The organism is Methanobacterium petrolearium (genome assembly GCF_017873625.1).
In the GTDB taxonomy this organism is placed as follows: Archaea; Methanobacteriota; Methanobacteria; order Methanobacteriales; family Methanobacteriaceae; genus Methanobacterium; species Methanobacterium petrolearium.
The window spans coordinates 1-21037 of the sequence record NZ_JAGGKL010000011.1; the positions used below are offsets into that span (position 1 = coordinate 1).

Below are 21037 nucleotides of genomic sequence, written 5' to 3' on the forward strand. Positions count from 1 at the left end.
ACTAAAAACTTTTATAAGACTAATCAAAAACACAAAAACTTTAAAATTCTCATTTTTGGAAAAAAACTACATCACTAGAAAAACAGACAGTGTCGGGGTAATAAAAGAAATTTACAATGAAAGTTCGGGGATTTACACTAATCTGACAGATGCCATTCCGGTTAATGGTGCAACAGTAACCATAAAAAATCCCGCTGATGACTCAGTAATTGTTACTGGAACCACCAACACCAAGGGAGAATATGATATCTATTTCTCATCAGCGCTGACCCAGTTCAAGGTGGAAATAGCCTACTCAACATACAAGACCTATCTGGAAAATGTAACACCAACTGGTACACCCATACCAGAATATCAACTGAACCATACTTTCATGCCAGACATTGCCATGTTATTTTCAGATTCTGAAAGAGCAATGGCAATAAAGAGTCTAAATAATCGTAGATTGATCTGTTTAGATATATGGTATGGTTCTTCAGAAAATGACTGGATCATGGAGTACGTGAACTTTGCCTACATAGATATGGCTATGCCCGGATCAGGATGGGGTGACTCATGGTATGGTGAACTACTGCAGAGTCCTGCCAATGCCAACTACATGATCTCCCATGCCCATGGATATCCCTGTGATACTGACACAGATTCTTATGGTGGGGATGGACTGCATATGGTAGGTGGTCATGACACCAGCGATACTGAAAATTCCTTGGAAAACACTTACCTGGGTTCTTACTATAGTTTAGCCACTGGAACTGCTGTACAAACAAACTTGCAGTACATGGTGGAGTATATCTATTACCTACTTGGAGAAACAGCCATTAACCCTACCCATAATGGAAACGGCCCATTGATAGAGACACCTAGCTGGGGCATATATCATCCAGACTATCCCACCAAAACAATGTCTGCTGTCCCGACCCAGGAACAGATAAAAACATGGATAGAATCTAATCAGGGATATACAGATTATGGTAGTTTAAAATGGATGGAAGAGGATTACAACTACTGGTCAGCAACATCAAGAGATACATTATACCAAGAATTCGAAAACTGGTACGATAACAATAAAGCCAGTATTACTGGTCCATATATAGTAATCGTCAGTTACGGTCCTGGTGGTGAAACCATAGATGCCCTGATAAGAAAATATGAAAGTCAGGGTAGAGCGGTTTTAAACCTGTTTCAGAGTGAACAAACCCCTGCTACCAGTGTTTTACTGGAAGAACTGGTGATTGGGATTGGTGGTAATGGACCCCTGGAAAGGGGAGTTTCGGCAATCACATCACTCTACAGTTTTTCACTAAACTATGCAAACTTCACAAATGGAAACGGAGCCCTAAGTGAACTGGAAGCCATTAATCTGGCAGTAATCAAAGGGATCCAGTTATACGAGGAGAGCAGTTTAACCAGTCCACTGGGTGCTCAGGCAGAATGGACCTATGCTGTAACATACCCTTACTTTGAAGGAGTTTTCAGTCCCATTGTAATATCTTACAATGATGAAAATGGAGTGGAACATCCCCTGGATGCAGGAGTGCAAAAATTAGTCACCATGACTAACATGTGGGCCAAACTCAAGGAATTACCCAATACTGAGAAGAAAATAGCCATAATACTCTACAATTATCCACCAGGAAAGGCAGAAATGGGAGCATCCTACTTGAATGTTTTCCAGAGTGTGCATGACCTTCTGGTGAAACTGAAGGATGCCGGTTATGATATTGGAACTGAAAAAATACCCACTGCCAGTGAACTCTTCACACAGGTGGCTGAATTTGGAAATAAGGGTAGTTGGGCACAACAACTTCTAGATCAGTATGTACAAGACAACCTGGAATCACTACAACTCAACGGGCAACTGGTTAATCCAACCATTTACCTAACCTGGTTCAACCAGTTACCAGTAGCTTTACAACAGCAAGTTATAGAAAAATGGGGTGATGCCCTGGGTGATATTATGGTTTCTTCTGAATCGATAGTAATTCCAGGTATAATGTTAGGCAACGTGTTTATCACGGTACAGCCCAGCAGAGGATGGGAAGAAGTAGAGGACTACCATGACTCCTATCTACCACCGCACCATCAGTACATAGCATTCTATAAATGGCTGGAAGAAGTTTTTGGAGCCAATGCCATGATACACATGGGGACCCACGGCACTCTGGAGTGGTTACCAGGAAGGAACATTGGCTTGCAAGAAGATGACTGGCCATTCCAGTTATCTAACATACCAAACATTAACCCCTACATAGTATCCAACCCAGGGGAAGGTTTAGTCGCAAAAGACAGGGCTAATGCACTTATAATAGACCACATGACACCAGCAATGGTAAGGTCCAATTTGTATGGTGACTTGGTGGTTATGCATGATCTGATACACCAGTACCAGAATGCGTTGAACCTGGGCAATAACCAGATTCTATCTGCACTGAAAACACAGATAACAGCAAAATCAAATGAATTAGGCCTTCAAAACCAGCAAAGTGGACAAAACTTTACAGAATGGTTGGAAAAAATTCATCTGCAGTTACACGAAATTGAAAACGACGTCATACCCCTTGGTTTACACAGTTTGGGCCAGGTTTTAACTGGTGATGAACTGGTGGAAGAAATATTCACCATAGCTTCATCCATGACCCACATAATGGATCATATGAAAACTCTGCTTTACCCAGCAATAACAGTGAACTACTATGATATGCAGCAAGACACTCAGTATGAGGATGAACTGGATGCCATAGATACTCAAGTCAGAGCCTACATATCAAGAATAGCAAATGGTGAGGATCCAAGTAATATGGGCATTACCAACGCAGATCTACTGGCTGATCTTGAGTACTGTAAGGAGACCATCAACAAAATCAGGGACAATCAGGAATGGGAAAATCTCCTAAACGCTCTTAACGGAGGATTTGTCACATCTGGATTAGGAGCTGACCCTGCCTATGCAGATGTTCTACCCACAGGTGTTAACTTCTACGGTGCCAACCCCAAGAAAATGCCTACAGAAGCTGCATGGAACACTGCCAAGGAAATAGTAGACCAACTGTTAACAAACTACTACTTGGAGCATGGCAAATTCCCGGAAACCATCGGAATGGTCATGTGGGGAACTGAACTACTCAGAACCGATGCAATATCCATAGCAGAGTTTCTGTACCTTTTAGGTGTCCAACCAGTGTGGAGTGATAATAAAGATGTACAACCAGTACCTCAACTGATTCCACTGGAGAATTTGACCATTACCATTGATGGTGTCACCTTTAAAAGACCAAGAATTGATGTATTCACCACAGCAGTCACTGGAAATGAGATATGGATAAATCTCATGAACAATGCAGTTAAAGTAGCTGCAGAAGCACCAGAAGAAACTGAGGAGGAAAATTACGTCAAAAAACATTTCTCTGAAAATGACTCATTGGATCGTGTCTTTGGTCTTAGAGGGCTGGTTTTAGAGGGAACGGGGGTCTGTGACCTGGTACCTAACACCAGTAAATGGGATACCAGTGATGAATTGGCCAGTGTCTATCTATCCAGGGTTTCATATGCATGGAGATCAACAGAAGACGGAGTCCAGATCAGTCAAAACAGAAACACCTTCCAGTACCTTCTGGGTAACATGGACATGGTAACTCAAACTATTGACAGCACCTGGAGATTACTGGACACTGATGACTACTATGACTGGTTCGGTGGAATGTACTTAGCATCCCAGAACATGGGTGCAAATCCTGATGCAATACTGGCAGATATCCGTAACAAAAACAATGTGATAACCAGAACTGCACAGCAAGAGGTGGAACTGGAGATAAGATCCCAGCTTTTAAACCCCACCTACCAGGACTCACTACTGAGCACGGCCAGTGGTTGGATGGAATATGCCTCCCGTTATGAGAACCTGTTTGGAATGCAAGCCACCACTGGATGCGTATCCAATGAGATGTGGACTCTGGCAGCCCAAAATCTCTTAAATGACAGATTCAATGTAAACTCGGACTATCATGCCTATGCCGCTCAGAGTATGTTGGGATGGGTTGTTGAAGCTTCCAGAAGAGGTATGTGGCAAGCAGATGCACAGTTACTATCTGATCTAAAAGATAAGTACATGCAGATTGCTACAGAATATGGAGTGTGCTGCTGCCACCACACCTGCGGAAACCTAGCATTCAACCAGTACATGATTACAGGTTCATCTCTGAGCACAGCACAATTACAACAGTTTGCTGATGTTTTACAGGGCGCAACCGGGGAATTAGTCACTGTGGGAATTAAGGGAAGTACAGGACAAACTGGTCAGAGTACAGATCAAAGCAGTATTACTGGTCAGACCAGTAGTGGAAGTTCATCCTCTGCTAGTGTTTCTCCAGGAGATGTTGGTGCATCTCAGGAAGTTTCAGCATCTGGAGAACAAACCGGTACCACTGGAGAAGGCACTGCTTATGAAGTCTCACAGGCAGGTCAACAGTCTTCAGACCAGTCTAGCATGCCTGTAGTAGCCATTGTTGGAGTGATAATATTAGTAGGTTTGGTAGGTGTTGGATACTTCCGAAGTAGCATACGGGAATTCTTCAAAAGATAGGAATTTTCCCCTAATTTCTTTTTTTTGGGAATTTTTATTTATTTTTTAAAGACAAAAAACTTAAAAACCTATTAAAATTTTGATTAAGGTTTTTTTTAAATTGTGATGTCACTTTTTTCTACTTGAATCTTAAACAATAAATAAAATTTACTTTAATTGTTATCAATTAAAATGAAATATTTATATAATACAATCCACCTTACCTTTTTTAAAGTGTAGTTGAATCTAATCAATTATGCTTAGAAAAAAACAAAGGAGGTGAAAATATAAGAAAACAAGCGATTTTACTAGTAACGACAATTGTTTTCGCACTGCTCCTGTGTGGAGCGGTATCAGCAGAAGATTCACAGGGGGGTGATGGTAATAATTCAAGTGACTTACCCAGGATTGCCATTGTAACTAGTTATACCAATAACGTGATTACAGTAAACAATTTATCAACAGATCCAGAGATTTCCAGTAAAGTTAATGTAACAGCTTATCCGGGTCGTTCAGTTGATAATTTAACCTATGATAGTTATGATTTGAGCAATCATGATGTAATAGTCTTAGAAGCTCTTATAGCGTCAGTTGTGGATACTGTGACACCCACAGTACTGGAAGCCAGAAACAATGGAGCTTATGTTATTGCCATTGGAAATTCTACTGCAGCTTATAATCTACATAATGTGGACCTTCAAGACCCGCAGTATTCAAATATATCCGAATATTTCCAGTATCCTTCGTCAGCAAACTTCAAACAGCTTTTACTGCTTTTAGGAGTTAAATTCTGTAATTGTACTGCTGATGTACAACCCCCAGTGTCAAGACCCCTTTATGGGATATACCATCCGGATGCAACAGAGATTTACAGTAATTTAACAGATTACCTTAATTGGTACAGTACAACTAGTCAGTATAATCCTTCTAATCCAACAGTAGGGATTGTAACAGGTTCTAAATACACAGATATGTCAAGAGATTCTCCTTTAATCGATGCACTGATCCGATCATTCGAATCAAAAAATGTCAATGTTGTTGCAGCTACCTATACCTCGACTAATCCTAATATAGGATTTTTCATGAAAGATGGAGTGTCATTTGTGGATGCCCTGGTAGTCATAGCAAGGGGAGCTACATTAAACTCCAAAAACCAGTCTGCAGGTATAGAAGATCTGAAAAAATTAAACGTACCAGTGATTAACGGGATCAGATTATTCACATCCACTGTCACTGCTTGGGAAGAAAGTCCCTACGGGGTTCCTACAAATGAACTGTGTTATGTAACCTATGCAGAAACAGATGGTATAATTGAACCTATTGTCATCAGTGGAAAGGAAATCAACCCTGAAACTGGACTACAATACAATAAACCAATTGATTATCAGATTGCATGGTTGACTGAAAGAACCATTTCCTGGATGAATCTCCACAGAATGGATAACTGGGAAAAGAAAATAGTAATCACATATTACAGTGAAGGCGGAGGAAAGGCTAATGTTGGTGCAGATATTGACTACTATTTGGACACACCAGCCAGTCTTGCCAAACTCCTGGCAGCACTCAAAGAAAGAGGATACAACGTTGGAACTGATCCACTACCTGATACAACTGAACTTGCTAACTTAATGACACAAGTAGGAAGTAACATCGGGACCTGGGCTCCAGGAGAACTGGAAAACCGGGTTCAAAGTGGTAATGTAATACTCATACCCGAAACTTTATACTTGCAATGGTTCAGTGAGTTAGCTGCTGATAAACAGGCAGAGATGATAGAACAGTGGGGACTTGCACCGGGAGAACTCATGGTTTATGAGAATGAAACTGGAAAGTACATTGTCATCCCTAAGATCCAGTACGGTAACATTTTATTGGTACCAGAACCAGTATGGGGATGGCTCCAAGATAATTCTACCCTTTATAACACTGGAACTCTCCCACCCACTCATGACTGCCTGGCATTCTACTTCTGGATGAATAGAGTATACGGTGCAGATGCCATATTCTCCATATTCAGTATAGTAGAGCTGATGCCCGGTAAACAGGTTGGTTTATCTGCACATGATTGGGGTGCCATCCTACTCCAGGATATGCCCATAATCCACGTACTGCCTATGGACGCCACAGGACAATTTGACAGACGACGAGCTAACATGCTTATTGTCGACTTTTTAACCCCTATAATCGTTCCATCTGGTTTGTACGGAGAGTTAGCAGATTTGGATCAGGACATAAATCTTTACAACTCAGCAACTGATTCAGCATTAAAAAGTGGATATAAAGATGATATCATAGAGAAATGCGAAAATTTAGGTCTTGATCAAGATTTAAACGTAAATCTAGATAGCATTGCCAATGACACTTCTTTATTTGAATCATTTTTAGGTTCGCTGAAAAGTTACCTGCAGCAGTTAAAAACAACTTACATGCCCTATGGTTCCCACACACTCGGTGAAACACCCAATGCTACCAATCCTTTAAACGGCACAGCTTTAGTGGCCATGATCGAGGCCATGTTAGGTGATGACTTTAAAGGTGAAGTGGCCCTGATAAATCCAACAGAAGGACTCACCACACAACTTTTGAGTGAAGTTCTCATCAACAATCTTACTCCGGAAGCTGCTCAGAACTTGGTTCTGGGAACAGTGTCCAGTGATGTTACTACCTACTTGAACCTGGCATTGGACTATGCCAGCAGGATAGCAGACTGTAGCTGTGAGATAACCGGAATTTTGGATGCTCTGGAAGGTAAATACATCCCACCAGGCCCCAACGGAGATCCGGTAAGAAATCCAGATGCTTTACCCACAGGAAGAGATCTTCATACTTTTGATTCAAGGATAATACCCACTAAACAGGCACAAGATGATGCTAAAGTTTTGGTAGATCAGTTACTGGCTGATCAACTCCAAAAAAATGGAAGTTACCCTCAGAAGGTGGCATTCGTGCTCTGGTCTGTTGAGACATCTCGACATCAGGGTATAATGGAGTCTGAAATATTCTATCTGCTGGGAGTAAAACCAGTAAGGGATTCAAGAGGTAGAGTTAAGGATGTTGAACTCATAGATTCTGCTGAACTAGGAAGACCTCGAATTGACGTGGTGATCACAGTCTCTGGATTATACCGTGATATGTATTCTAATGTGGTACAACTATTAGACAAAGCAATTCGCTTAGCTGCTCAGGCCAATGATACAGAATACTCTAACTATGTCAAAGAACACTCCGAAGCAATATACCAGTCACTTCTCAGTGAAGGTTACAGTGAAGATGAAGCCCAAAGTCTTTCAATGTCCAGGATATTCTGTGAACCACCCGGTGCATACTCACCCGGAATTCAGGAAGTGATACCTGCCAGTGAAACATGGAATAGTACTGATGAGGTGGCAGATTTTTACCTGGAAAGAATGAGTTATGTATATGGAAATGACATGTGGGGTGAACATTCAAGCAGCTTGTTCCAAAAAGTCCTTAATGGAGTGGAAGTATGCGAATTTAGCCGTTCTTCGAATGTGTATGGTGTTTTGGACCATCCAATGGTTGCTGCATATTTCGGAGGAATGGGTATGGCCATTGAAAGAGTTTCTGGAACTTATCCTGAGATGTACATCAACAACTTAAGAGAATCCGGTGACTATAAAGTCCAGACTTTGAGTCAGTTCTTCTATCAAGACCTTCGTACCAGGTATCTGAATCCTAAATGGATCACTGGTATGATGGAACATGGTCAGGATGGAACCCGATATATGGATACGTTCGTTGAAGATGTATGGATGTGGCAGACCACAACACCAGGTCTGGTCACTGAAGACACATGGGACAGTATTTATGAGACTTATATTCTGGATAAGAATAATCTTGGTCTAAAAGACTACTTCAACACCCACAACCCCTATGCCAAACAATCCATCCTTGCAAGGATGGTGGAAACCATAAGAAAAGGTTCATGGAACCCTTCATCACAAGTGAAAACTGCTCTCATCAATGAATTCATTGAGAGTGTGAATGAATATGGTGTAACTTGCTGCCATCACACTTGTGGAAATTTGGTATTGAACCAGATGATGGTTACAGGTTCAACTTTGAGCGCAGAACAGCTTCAGCAGTATGCTGCAGCTTTTGCAAGTGTAACTGGTCAGAGTTTGAAACTGGGAACACCTGGATCCACACCCCAATCTAGTGCCTCACAGGCAACTGGAGGGGTCTCATCTTCAGTTGGTGCTTCATCAAGTATTGAAGCTGCTACTGAGAGTGGATCTACTACTTCATCTGCATCAGAACCAGTATCAGATTCAGCTGGTTCTGAAGGGTCTTCCAAGTCCTATGAAGTATCAGAAGCAAATCAACAGTCTTCAGGTCAGTCCAGCATGCCTGTAGTAGCCATTGTTGGAGTGATAATATTAGTAGGTCTGGTAGGTGTTGGATACTTCCGAAGCAGTATCCTGAGATTCTTCAAAAAATAAATTTAATTCCCCCCTTTTCTTTTTTTTAGGGATGTTTTATTCTTCTAAATTATTATCACAAAATATTTATATTCAAGTTTATTTTAAATAATCTAAATAACACTTGAATGTATTGTTTAAGAGGTGATAATAAACTACAAAAAATAAATTAATATTTATATGGCAATTATTATTCTATTTTAAGTTCCTTTAACTATTTTAAGGTAAAAATAAAATGGTTTTAATTAAAATTAGGTAAGAAATTGCACTTGAGCTCGATATCTTATTACTTCTTGCAAGAAAACTGAAGATATTGTAATAAATCAACAGGTTGTATTATCTATCACTGGGATTTTTACTAAAAAGTAATAATACTTAATAAATCGAAAATATTATAAGCTATTTAATCAAAGTTTAGTTTGGCTAACCGTGATGGTGGGTGATTAACATGATGGAACTACTATGGAAACTGGGAATACTCTCAGTAGTAATGGTTTTCGGTATAAAAATTGGACTGGCAATGGGATTCGCAGGTCTTTCAAAGAAAGTGGCGGCAGCAATAATTTTAGGTTATGGAGGCGGCATCCTGCTACTTACATTCATTGCAAGTCCTTTTGTTGAGCAACTCCAGGGATTTGTTTATGGTTACAGTTCTATTTTAGGAATTGCAATGGGTGCAATAATCTTATACGCAGGATTCCACACCCTTAAAGAATGGAAAATTAACCAAAATAATAGTATCTCGAAAACATGTATGGCTATGATTGCACCCTGTCCTTGCTGTTTTGGAGCAGCAGTTGCAGCGATCATTATCGCCGCGCCCTATGTAGGTGCTTCTGCCTTTGCTATTGGGGAATATGCTGCTGTTTTTCTCATAGTTGTCATGGGGATATGTTATCTAACATCAGGATTGATTGGACGCGCATTAAACAAGCCTTATCCCGTTTTGTTGGGCAATTTTATGATGTTTGCAGGATTTTACTTTTTAATATCAGCCATAGTAATCCCTAATATTAGCACGGTTTTAAGCGAGGAAATGAGTCCTATAGACATTCCAGATATTTGGACTTTTGTTTATGCAATTATAACTGTGATTGTACTAGCAGTGGCAGGTTATTACATATCCCGTAATAGAAGCCCCTTTTTGAAACAATCATCAAAGACCAGTGAAAAGTAGTAATAATACCAATTAGATAAAAAAATTTAAAAATAACGATCTAAACTCATTAAACTGAGTTTGAACCAAAATAATTCAAGAAAATTAACAAGTGATAGTTATGGTAGCGGTTCCAGGCAGTGAAATGTTAAGTTCAATTTTGCATGTTATATCACAAAGCCTCCTTATACCAGTTATTGTGGGGCTTTTGGCCTTTATGATTTATGCCATTATAAGTTTCGGTGGCTTAATATCTGAATATACAGGTAGAATAAGGATAAGTACAGACACAATGGAAAAGATCATCAGTGATTTTGCTAAAAAAGGCACGCCTGATGGAATTAAAGAAGTAATGGAAGCCAGTGATCTTCCTTCTACTTACAAAAACATAGTCATTAAAATTGCATCACACCCTGAATTGGGTAGTAAATCACGGGAAGCCCTCGCCCGCAAACTCATTGAAAAGGAAGAAGGCATAGCAGCCAAAAGTCTAGAAAAAACGGATATGGTGACTCGATTAGGTCCCACAGTAGGTTTGATGGGTACATTAATTCCTATGGGTCCTGGTTTAGCAGCATTAGGTTCTGGAGACATTAATACCCTTGCCAATGCAATTATAATAGCTTTTGACACAACAGTTGTTGGTTTAGCTGCGGGAGCAATAGCTTATGTGATATCTAAAGTTAGAAGAAGGTGGTATGAAGAATATCTCTCTAATTTGGATGCCCTCTGCGAAGCTGCACTGGAGGTGATGGATCATGGTAAGGCGCAAGCGCCGTATGTTGGATGATCAGGGTGAAGATCCCACAGCAGGAACTTCTAACTTGGTGGATGCCATGTTGGTACTGTCAGTTGGATTCCTGATATTTCTGGTCATGTCATGGAACATGCAAAGCGTAGTTTTTGCCGATATGACTCAGGAAGAACGTGAACAGACCATGGAAGCCATGAAAGATGTGGCTGAGATCCAGCAGGGCAGTGAACTCAATGAAACACCTCAAACAGAGTCAGGATCAGGACAAGGATATGCTAAGAAGGGAACAGTGTATCAGGACCCTACAACTGGAAAACTGATAATGGTGGAGGGTTGACGTTTGGGTGGGTTTGGATCCCACCACAAATGTTTTTTTCTTATTATAGTTCTTATTATTCTAAACTAAATTATGTCAGAGCAACGGATAATACTTTTTAATCTCGTAATCAGTCACTTGTCGGTTGAATTCATCACATTCTGCTTTTTTAAGGGTTATAAACCTTTCAAATGAGTGTGGCCCCAACGTTTCCATCATTAATTCTGATTCTTCAGAATATTTGATAGCTTCCTGTAAAGTGGAGGGTAAAGTTAAAATTCCTTTCATAACTCGTTCTTCTTCACTTAAACCGTACAAGTTCAGTTCCATGGGATCTGGCACTTCACATTTTTCTTTGATTCCACTCAATCCTGCCATTAGCATAACTGCCAGCTGCAGGTATGGGTTGCCTGAAGGGTCAGGGCAGCGTACTTCAATGCGAGTGGCTTCTTCTCGGCCTGGTTGATAATGGGGAACTCTCACCAGGGCTGAACGGTTACTGCGTGACCAGGCAATATATACCGGAGCTTCATATCCAGGTATCAGTCGTTTATAAGAGTTAATCCAGGGGTTAAGAATGGATGTTATTTCTTTTGAATATTTAAGAATTCCTCCCAGGTAAGCACGGGCATGTTCAGAAAGATTGTAAGGGTCATCACAGTCAAAGAAAACATTCTTATCTTTCTTAAAAAGGGATTGGTGGGTGTGCATCCCAGAGCCGTACTCATTGTTTAAGGGTTTTGGCATGAAAGTGGCGTAAACTCCGTGCATGGTGGCAATTTCCTTAACAGTCAGTCGGTATGTGACCATATTATCAGCCATCTTCAATGCATCATCGTAGCGCATGTCAATTTCATGCTGGGAAACTGCGGCTTCATGATGTGAATATTCCACTTTTATCCCAATCTTCTTAAGAGCCAGTACGGTATCTCTTCTCAGGTTTGAAGCAAGATCTCGTGGTGTTAGGTCAAAATAGCCACCATTATCCAGTGGAATGGCTTTTTGGTGTGATTTGAAATAAAAATATTCAAGTTCTGGCCCAACATAAAAATGGTCAAAACCCATGTTGGTCATTTTTTTAATGGCTCTTTTTAAAACATAGCGGGGATCCCCTTCATAGGGTTGGCCATTGGGTCGTAATATGTCGCAAATCATTCTGGCCACGGATTTTTCCTGAGGTCTCCAGGGTAAAAGTGTGAATGTCTCTGGATCAGGCATTGCAATCATATCCGATTCTTCAATGTCCTGAAAACCAGTGATACTGGATCCATCAAAACCCATCCCGCGGTCTAATGCGTTTTCAAGTTCTTCATTGGTAATTGCGAAGCTTTTCAAAATACCGTTAAGGTCAGTGAACCATAAACGGATGAATTCAACATCTTTATCATGGACCTGTTCTACTATCTCATCTTTAGCTGACATATTAGTCCCTCTCTATTTTTAAAACGCCTATATAATAATTAAGTTATTTTACATATTAATATAGGATTATAAGATTATTTATTTTAATTAACATTTAATAGTCTATTTGCATCATTATGTTTTTAGCTTTTTCATTCAAAAATGATCATTTATTTAATGTGATAATATGTTTTGATAGAGAAAAAAAGAACAGGTAATTTTAAGAAAATATCAGATGATTAATGTAATCATAGTAACTGAAATTAATGTGATTTAATAGATCAAGGAATAGTTGCTTTAGTAAATAATGATTTATAATATAACGTTTATCCATGGTGGTTTTATGATAATACCAGTTTTAGACATAAAAGATGGATTAGCTGTTTCCGGGAAATCTGGAAATAGGGAAGAATACCAACCATTAAAAACTGTTTTCCATTCTTCTTCGGATCCTTTGAAAATTTCCAAATCCCTGAAAAAAGCAGGTGCATCGAAGGTATACGTCGCTGATCTGGATGCCATTGAAGGCATAGGATCAAACCGGGATATGGTTGGGGAAATTAATCGGTTCCTTCCGGTAATGCTGGACTGTGGAGCCAGTGATCTGGATTCAGTTTCTGAAGCTCTTCAAGTAGCCAATAATGTGATAGTGGCCACAGAAACCTTAAAAAATCTTGCAGATCTTGATGAAATCTTTTTTAAGGTTAACAGAGAGCAAGTTACCATAAGCATTGATGTTTTGAATAATAAAATCCTCAGTAAACACCTTGAACTTGATTTTAAAATACTGAAGGATTGTTTAGAAAAATTAAAACCATCAATGGTGATCATTTTAGATATTTCCAATGTGGGAACAGAATCTGGAATCAACTGGCAGTTAATGGATTATTTTAACGGACTGGAAAGTTCCCTTATTTTAGGAGGGGGCATCACCAGGGAGGACCTGCCAAAATTATCCATGTATGGTGTGGATAATGTGTTGGTTGGCACCGCACTTCATCAGGGGAAGATAGAACCTAATTTTTGAATTTCTTGAAAAACCTCTCCTTTTTGGGGTATAATGTTAAATTAAAGTTTGTAACCTGTAACCTGGCATTCAAGTTACAAAAACACTCTTTTTTGGAGTATAGTGTTAAATTAAAGTGTAATGTTAAAATATGCTAAAATTGAGTGTCCGACTTTGTTTAATTTTTGATTTGTAAAGTCTAATCCTCAACCTTATTAATCAATCTAACCCAAGTTATGTTATGTCTAAATTTTTGATTCTGGGACCAGTAACTCATGACACCATCATGAAAAGTGGTTCAACATGTCATGGGATAGGAGGGCCTGTTTATTACCAATCAAATGTATTATCTACCCTTAAATCGGACGTTACGGCTGTTATAACACTTGGAAGGGATGGTAATGATTTAATTGATTATTTTCCTCCAGATATGGAGTTAGTAACAATCTGGAAGGATGAAACCATGGAATTTGAAAACTTTTACCCGGATTCGAATCCCAATCACCGGGTTCAAAGAGCGCATATACCTTTAAATTCCATTAAAGTTTCCCATATCTCCAATATAGATATGGATGCATTTGACGCTGCGCTGGTTTCACCCCTTTCACCCGGGGATATTCCCTCCCAAACATTAAAATACATTTCTCAACAGGGATTACCAGTGTATTTAGGAGTTCAAGGTTATCTCCGTCATCTTGAAGGACATAAAGTTATTCTAAAGCCCTGGAAAAATCATGAAAAGTTTTTAAAATATGTTGATTTTCTGTTTATGGACGAAGTTGAAGCTGGTGTGATGATGGGCCAACTTCCACTTTCTCTGGATGAAATTTCATCAAAACTTTCTCTACTTGGCCCGGAAGAGGTTATTATCACCAGAGGAAGTAGGGGATCTGTTATCTATTCCCAAAGCAGGGATGACACCTATCGAATACATGCATTTCCCTCAAAGCAAACGGTTGATCCAACTGGTCTGGGTGACACTTACTTGGCTGCCTATGCATTTAAAAAACAGGAATCATCTGATCCGCAGGAATGTGGAATTTTTGCTTCCCTAGTGTCATCTTTAAAATTAGAAAAAAAAGGAGCATTCCAGGGGAGTATGCAACAAATTGAAGAAAGACGTTCCCAATTTGTTCATTGATTATTCTTTTTAAAAATTGAAACTGAATTCATAAAATTGGAAAAAAAGAATTAGGTAATGTTCATGTTCCTATAACCAGGGGCAATATTAAGAATGGTAGGGTACCTGCAGCAAAGAAGAGTACAATCCCTGCAATGGCAAAATTTTTTTTCCGATCCATGATTCCACTGCAAAGTAATATCACTCCTATGAATGCCAATGTGAGGGGAATTACGTGGGAGTAAATTAATGATCCAATAACAACGGTATCTGCCATTTTTTCAATCTCCATTTAATATTATCTAGGCCTAATATTTCTTTTTTTTCTTCCTCAACTACTTGGTTGAGAGTCAGTCATGAAATAAATTCTCTCAGGACCAACACTGTAGTAGCCACTACTGTAGGGATAGTAAGTTGAAAGGATAGTGTTTATGTTGTAATACACCTGGAAAGCACTTTTCTTTTTAGTGGAGTAGATATTAATGTTTATATCGGTGTAGTTATTTGTGAGGGTCATGGGTGTTTCTCTAGCGGTGCGGTAGTAATAGACTGGGAACTGCCTGTATTTAAGGTTAGGATATTTTTCTTTCATTTTTTTCATACCCTCATAACAGGCCAGATGGTCAATGTTACCATCACCGGTTACAGTGTAGAACACAGTGTAACCTTCACTAAGGTAAAGGTTTTCCATGGTTGTAAATACGATATCTGAATTTAAGGTTCCGTCATCATATCCATGCATTTCATAATCATCACAGCCATAAATATCCATCACTCTTTTAAATGAATCCTGACGGATAAGTTTCTTCCTATATTCTGATGAGGCATTTGCAGGAATTTTTATATTATAATAATTGTTAACTGTGAGTAATTCAGATGTTACTGCATCACCAGATGTCATAAGTTCAAAGTGGACTGTTGACCCGTTTTCCATGATTCTTTGAATGGTTCCACCGGCACCAATAGTCTCATCATCAGGATGGGGTATAATAAATGCCACCTTTTCACTTTGAGATACATTTCCAGTGACATTTTTTTCTGTGGATGATTTATTGATGGTTGTATTGTTATCTTCAGAAGAATTTGCTGAAAATATGGGATAAAAGGCGATTAATATGATTAATGGAATTGTTATAAGTAATATAATCTTTTTATTCATATTATTAAACCTTGAATTTATTTAGATAGGGTGATGATTCAGTAATACTTTTAAGATCGTGTTAATTTGGGCTATCAACTTAATTTAGGGGGTCTACAGAGCTTAATTTACAATGGGCATATCTTTCTGCTGCAGTATATCCTTCAGGCCAGCAGGTACCAAGTACCAGTTCTGTCTTACCAGCAGGAAATTCGATTAAATTAGTGGTGTAATCGTATCTTATATCATCATTGGAAACCACTTGGTAAGTATATTTCTTTTGAGTAAGATAATCGTTGATAATAACAGTATCTCCGGTTTGAAGTTTATCTACATTGTCAAATGGGGCTGAATAAAAGGTGTGATGTCCAAGCAAGCCTACAGATCCTTTTTCTCCAGGATAAAAGCTTTTTGGTAGACTGCTTCTTGGTAAAGAATAATGGTAAACAGAATTCATTGCATTTAAAGTATCATATCTTATGTTCCATGTTACTCCAAGTTTTGGTATGGTAACTGTTGCAAAGGAGGGTGTACTGGTAAGTGTGGTGTTATTTATATTCAAACTGTTTCTAACAGCCTCAAAAGCAGCATCGTTTTCGGATTCTCCATTTAAAAAGGATTCAATGCTTATTTCTTCCTGCGGGTAATTATATATGATGCTGTAGAGCGCTCCATTAATGTTTACCCATAATTCTCTTTGTTCTATCGTAGAGCCATTTTTTTCCACATGGTAAACGTTATCATAACCTTCTTTCCCATTTATCTCGATTTTGTCATTTGCCACTAATTTTAAGTTACTTTCAGACTCTTCAATTAGTTCCGGTACAAAATTTTCTGGAGGATTGTATCCAGGAGGTATTGTTTGACGGTTTACAGTAACGTTTAAATCGGATTCAGGATCTTCAAATGCCACAACTTCGGACCCTTGAGCTGAAACTTCCTGCCAGGTGGCAGGATAGTCAAAAGAAATTTCACCATTTTCATAATGTTTAGTTTCAATGTTATTGGCATTACCAAAAGGAAGTGTAAAGGCAAGTATAATTGCAGCAAAAATAACAATTCCAAAAATAATATATTTTTTCAAATAAAATTCTCCCTAAAACTTTTAGCTATTTTTAATTTAAGCCCATTCCAATCTTTTAATTTGTGTAAGTACTCCACACTTAAATAAGTTGTGGTTCTTCTGTTTTTTAATCATTTTGACCTTTATTATATTAATGTCGTAGGCCTATTTCTTTGTAAATAATGAATTACCAGTTTAGGAGTGTTCTCCTAAGTTCTTTCTCGGATTCAGCGATTAAATCTATTTTTTCCACCTTGATGCCCTTATCTGTGAGGTAATTTGCTAATTCCACAGGACTGGTACTTTCGTCCATATCAACCAGTATTGAATTGTTTTCATAGGATAAGCTACTGGCACCATAATGGGATAATTCATGGTAGGTTTTTTCCAGATCATCGGTTTTTATCCGGAATGAACGGGATTTATGTGAGATTTGAGCTATATCAATATTCATCCTTTGCAGTACAATGAGAACGTGTTTATCTAACGATGCTTCCATTACTTCGGTGTCTATAGTGTCTTTTTTTCGATTAATACGCACAGACTGGCAGATTTGGGCTAAATCTCTTGAATGTGCGAAACTTGGCTGCAAGCCTTCGCCACCCTCTTTTGTGGGTTGATAAACTTTCATGAACCTTTCCATAGCTTCCGGTTCGTAACTTTCACCTAGATTGTTCAGATTTCTTCGGAAAACCTCGGCCACTTCTTCAATCTCTGGATTTTTAAGGAAGATGTGGAGGGGTGCTCGGCGAAGGTGAGCTTCATCCATAATGCTGATATCTAGATTGGTGGAGAAAGCAGGGATGAAATGGGTTTGCAATACCACAGGAATACCACGAACATAGACCACGTCTTCTTTATTTTCCATGGGTACAATAAGACGGTTGAGGATTAGTTCATGATCATCGCGCTGTCTTCCCAAATCATCAATTAACAAAATGCCGCCATTGGCCTTAATCAATGGAGATGTTTCGTAAACTCCTTTATTCGGGTTGTAATTTGTTTCTAACTTGTTCAAACTTAGTTCAGCACCTGTTAAAACAAATGGTGCGTAAATTTTAACCCAACGGGGATCGTTAGGTTGTTCGTCACATTCCTTATGGAAATCAGAATCGTAAAGTTGTATAACTTTACCACCGAATTCTATGTATTTGGGGATTACCAGTGGTGGTAAAAGTCCGGGCATGGTGCTTACTATGAAAGTTTTACCAGTTCCTGGGGGTCCGTAAACAAAAATTCCCTTACCGATTATGCATGATTCAATTAGAGCTTCTTTGGCGTATTCTACACCCACCACATCTTTGAAAGTATCCTCCACTACTTCTGAGGGTATTTCAAGGGGATAGCGGTGATGTATCTGGAGTTTCATGATCTGAAAGTATTCTTCGTAGGGTACTGGTGCGATACCTATGTAGGGATTTTCTTCGACAATACCCTTTACTTTTTCCCGCCCTTTCTTGGTTATGGTGTATTCAACACTAGAAAATAGAAACCCACCACTCACCGGGGCGCAAAAACCACTTTTTTCCAGTTGACTTAAAGTACTCTCTAAAATATCCCAGTGGATACCTGTTAACTCATTGATGGTGCTTGTTTTCACGGTACCGTAGCTGGAGATGATCTTGAGTATTAAACCTTTGACAAAGCTGTCTGAAAGCTGCAGATCCTCCAAATTTTTTGGTTGTTTAAGGGCGTTGAAAATTTTTTCCATCTTTTTATCATGATAATAACTCATAAGACCACCATTATTTGATTTTTTTTAGAATTGTAACCGATAATTTATTAATTTCCCGTTAAAGGAGTTCTTTTACTTGGCCAATGTCAGAAACTACTTGAACATCTAGTTTTTCTTTTTTAATCTGTTCTTTTTCAGCATCAGTTAGTTTGGAGTTAACCAGTATTGCAGACATTCCGGCATTAATAGCACCAAGTATATCTTCACTGAATTTGTTTCCCACCATAACTGATTTATTGGCCTGACATCCCATTCGATCCAGGGCGAGCTGGAATATTTTGGGGTCTGGTTTCTCGGATTCTGCTTCCTGGGATGTAACAACATCATCAAAAAAATGGTAAAGTCCCAGTCGAATGAGTTTTTCCCACTGTTTTATGGTTAAACCGTTGGAAATAACCCCTAATTGATAATTGTTCTTTTTAAGATAGATTAGGGTGGACATGGTGTCTGGGAAGAGCCGTAATAAAGCAAATTTAACATTATGGTAAGTGATCATTCCAAGGGCAATAAGGAGTGGGTTTTCTTCCCCAAATACTCTTTTGGTTAATATGTTGAAGTGTTTATCGTAGTTGGAGCCCTTTTCTTTGATAATTTCCCTTAAAAGTAAGTAGGCCTCATGAGGGGATAAGGGCAAACCAGCATCTATCATTGTTCTTAGAGCTGCTTTACGGGCCAACTCAGCAAAACCAGAAGTATCATATAATGTATCATCAATATCGAAAAAAACAGCTTTGATCATTTATATCCGCTCTATTATTTATGATATCATCCATTATAGTCTCATTATTGATCAAATTACTTATTAAACCACGCAACCAATTATTTTTAACATATTTGCCGTTTAAATCGGCTTGAATTTTTCCAAACCGATTTTGTAATGTTCATTTAATCTATGATCTTAGGTATACAAATTTTTTATGGAATTATATTATTTGTATTTGTTTTCATCATTCAATTTTTGCGATGATAATGATTAATTTATGAAATGTGTAGAGAATGAATGTATTACTGTAATTGTATTTTAACTTTATCATATTATTTTATTACAAGTATCTAAAAAATTACAGGTATGTACTAAAAAAGATCACATGCATTTAACTAAAAAAAGCATCTAAATTGCTCTGTTTCTCTTTATGAACAATTTCATCATGGGAATAACCAAGAGAGTCAATTATCCTGGAAATTGCCGGTAGAACCTGGTTGTCAATGTAGTAAGAAGGATCATAGTTTGCCACGTCGGCATCTTCTAAGGGTTCTGCACGCTGGCTTATAGGGCTTTTGCCTTTGACTACAACATATCTGATTATGGAGCCACGACCCACTTTTCTACCTCTTTTGATGGCTTTTTTAGCAGCGAGTACGTGTGGAGCCATTTGTTGGTATTTATCTGGGTTTTTTGTTAGTTGAGTATGGATTACCAGATCTTCAAGGGGTATCTCACCATTTTTGATTCGTTCAATGACCTCTTTAATGATCTTAGCGGCTTTTTTAGGCGATCCATCCTTTAAGATTGCCATCATCACCTTTTCCTGAGTTTTTTTTGCTACAGGAGCCCAATCTCTCCTAACCAGTTCCAAACCTTTAACTACGATCTTATCATCATGTATCAGAGCGTACCTTTTTTTGGTGACAAAAAAACCTCGTTCATAAAACCCCTCAAACTCCAGTTCCATTCCAGGGGGTAGTTCTTGGTTAACTGAAATGAGAAAATTATCAACCTTTTCCTGAATTTCTTGACGCAACTGGCACACCCTATTAATATTGAGAATATTCAATCGTGAATGTTAATTGATTATTCTCGGTTAAATAGTTGGGATGATGGATATTTACATGCAAACCATACGTTACATGTAAATAATCATTTTAATCTCTATTCTGCAATAATTACTCCGTTAATAATGCCCTCTTGTCCAGGTCGAGAGGTTACTTTAACTTTACCTGCACTGGTTTCCACAACAGCCCCTTTCGTGATGATGTTTCTCCTTACAAAGTGACTGTTTGCACTGTTTTCTACCACACTGATTATCTCGGCTAACTTGACCTTCTGTGTTTTAGGGTCAACTACGTTGATACTTTGTTCATTGGTAAGGCGGATTTTCTCGTTGCCACCTTTGGTTCTTATGTTTTTAATCCTGCGGTCTCCGATTTTGGTTTCAGCAGGTTCCCTACCAAATTCCATTTTTCTTTTGTTGCGATTACTTTTAGCCCGTGCACCTGTTGGTTTTCTCACGGCTGTTCCTTGCCATATTGCCATTAAATTCACCTCTATTAACTTAAAATATTTTTTACATCTATTTTAACAAAAAATTACGGAAATTCATCCTATGAATAATCCTTTCGGAGCGTAA

The 21037-nt window shown here is 38.7% G+C and carries 15 protein-coding genes; 7 read left to right on the plus strand and 8 right to left on the minus strand.

The window, feature by feature from the left end; translation table 11 throughout:
• Positions 1-55: 55 nt before the first annotated feature.
• The 5 genes from J2743_RS09960 (at position 56) to J2743_RS09980 (ending at position 11247) form a co-directional block, all read left to right on the plus strand.
• A complete protein-coding gene (locus J2743_RS09960) occupies positions 56-4579 on the plus strand; it encodes a cobaltochelatase subunit CobN (protein WP_209626772.1) in 4524 nt (1507 codons plus the stop codon).
• Positions 4580-4995: 416 nt separating this feature from the next.
• Entirely contained in the window at positions 4996-9021 is a 4026-nt protein-coding gene (locus J2743_RS09965; RefSeq protein WP_209626774.1) for a cobaltochelatase subunit CobN, read from the plus strand.
• A gap of 427 nt (positions 9022-9448) precedes the next feature.
• Positions 9449-10177, plus strand: a complete 729-nt coding sequence (locus tag J2743_RS09970; RefSeq protein WP_209626776.1) for a DUF2162 domain-containing protein — start codon at positions 9449-9451, stop codon at positions 10175-10177.
• A 100-nt stretch (positions 10178-10277) separates the two neighbouring features.
• Positions 10278-10946 (plus strand): MotA/TolQ/ExbB proton channel family protein, encoded by a 669-nt coding sequence (locus J2743_RS09975; RefSeq protein WP_209626778.1) that lies wholly within the window; start codon positions 10278-10280, stop codon positions 10944-10946.
• On the plus strand, positions 10915-11247 hold the full coding sequence (locus J2743_RS09980) for a DUF2149 domain-containing protein (protein ID WP_209626780.1): 333 nt from the start codon (positions 10915-10917) through the stop codon (positions 11245-11247). Before J2743_RS09975 ends, J2743_RS09980 begins: the two co-directional genes overlap by 32 nt.
• Positions 11248-11322: 75 nt before the next feature.
• Here the strand turns inward: J2743_RS09980 and J2743_RS09985 are convergent, their stop codons facing one another.
• Positions 11323-12648, minus strand: coding sequence for a glutamine synthetase family protein (locus J2743_RS09985; protein WP_209626782.1), 1326 nt, complete (start codon positions 12646-12648; stop codon positions 11323-11325).
• A 322-nt stretch (positions 12649-12970) separates the two neighbouring features.
• Here J2743_RS09985 and J2743_RS09990 point away from each other — a divergent pair, with 322 nt between their 5' ends.
• Both J2743_RS09990 and J2743_RS09995 read left to right on the plus strand, forming a co-directional pair.
• On the plus strand, positions 12971-13654 hold the full coding sequence (locus tag J2743_RS09990; protein WP_209626784.1) for a HisA/HisF family protein: 684 nt from the start codon (positions 12971-12973) through the stop codon (positions 13652-13654).
• 220 nt (positions 13655-13874) lie between these two features.
• Positions 13875-14774, plus strand: a complete 900-nt coding sequence (locus J2743_RS09995) for a PfkB family carbohydrate kinase (protein WP_209626786.1) — start codon at positions 13875-13877, stop codon at positions 14772-14774.
• Positions 14775-14835: 61 nt separating this feature from the next.
• Here J2743_RS09995 and J2743_RS10000 read toward each other — a convergent pair whose 3' ends face one another.
• The 7 genes from J2743_RS10000 to J2743_RS10030 form a co-directional block, all read right to left on the minus strand.
• Entirely contained in the window at positions 14836-15030 is a 195-nt protein-coding gene (locus tag J2743_RS10000) for a hypothetical protein (protein WP_209626787.1), read from the minus strand.
• Between the two features lie 54 nt (positions 15031-15084).
• Positions 15085-15912: a PIG-L deacetylase family protein gene (locus J2743_RS10005; protein WP_209626789.1), complete on the minus strand. Its 828-nt coding sequence runs from the start codon at positions 15910-15912 to the stop codon at positions 15085-15087.
• Positions 15913-15991: 79 nt separating this feature from the next.
• Positions 15992-16975, minus strand: a complete 984-nt coding sequence (locus J2743_RS10010; RefSeq protein WP_209626792.1) for a sortase domain-containing protein — start codon at positions 16973-16975, stop codon at positions 15992-15994.
• Positions 16976-17141: 166 nt separating this feature from the next.
• Positions 17142-18689: an ATP-binding protein gene (locus J2743_RS10015; RefSeq protein ID WP_209626794.1), complete on the minus strand. Its 1548-nt coding sequence runs from the start codon at positions 18687-18689 to the stop codon at positions 17142-17144.
• A 58-nt stretch (positions 18690-18747) separates the two neighbouring features.
• Positions 18748-19428, minus strand: coding sequence for a TIGR02253 family HAD-type hydrolase (locus J2743_RS10020; protein WP_209626796.1), 681 nt, complete (start codon positions 19426-19428; stop codon positions 18748-18750).
• A gap of 355 nt (positions 19429-19783) precedes the next feature.
• Positions 19784-20440 (minus strand): DNA polymerase domain-containing protein, encoded by a 657-nt coding sequence (locus tag J2743_RS10025; RefSeq protein ID WP_425342814.1) that lies wholly within the window; start codon positions 20438-20440, stop codon positions 19784-19786.
• 119 nt (positions 20441-20559) lie between these two features.
• Positions 20560-20943, minus strand: coding sequence for a 30S ribosomal protein S8e (locus tag J2743_RS10030; protein ID WP_209626799.1), 384 nt, complete (start codon positions 20941-20943; stop codon positions 20560-20562).
• Positions 20944-21037 lie beyond the last annotated feature (94 nt).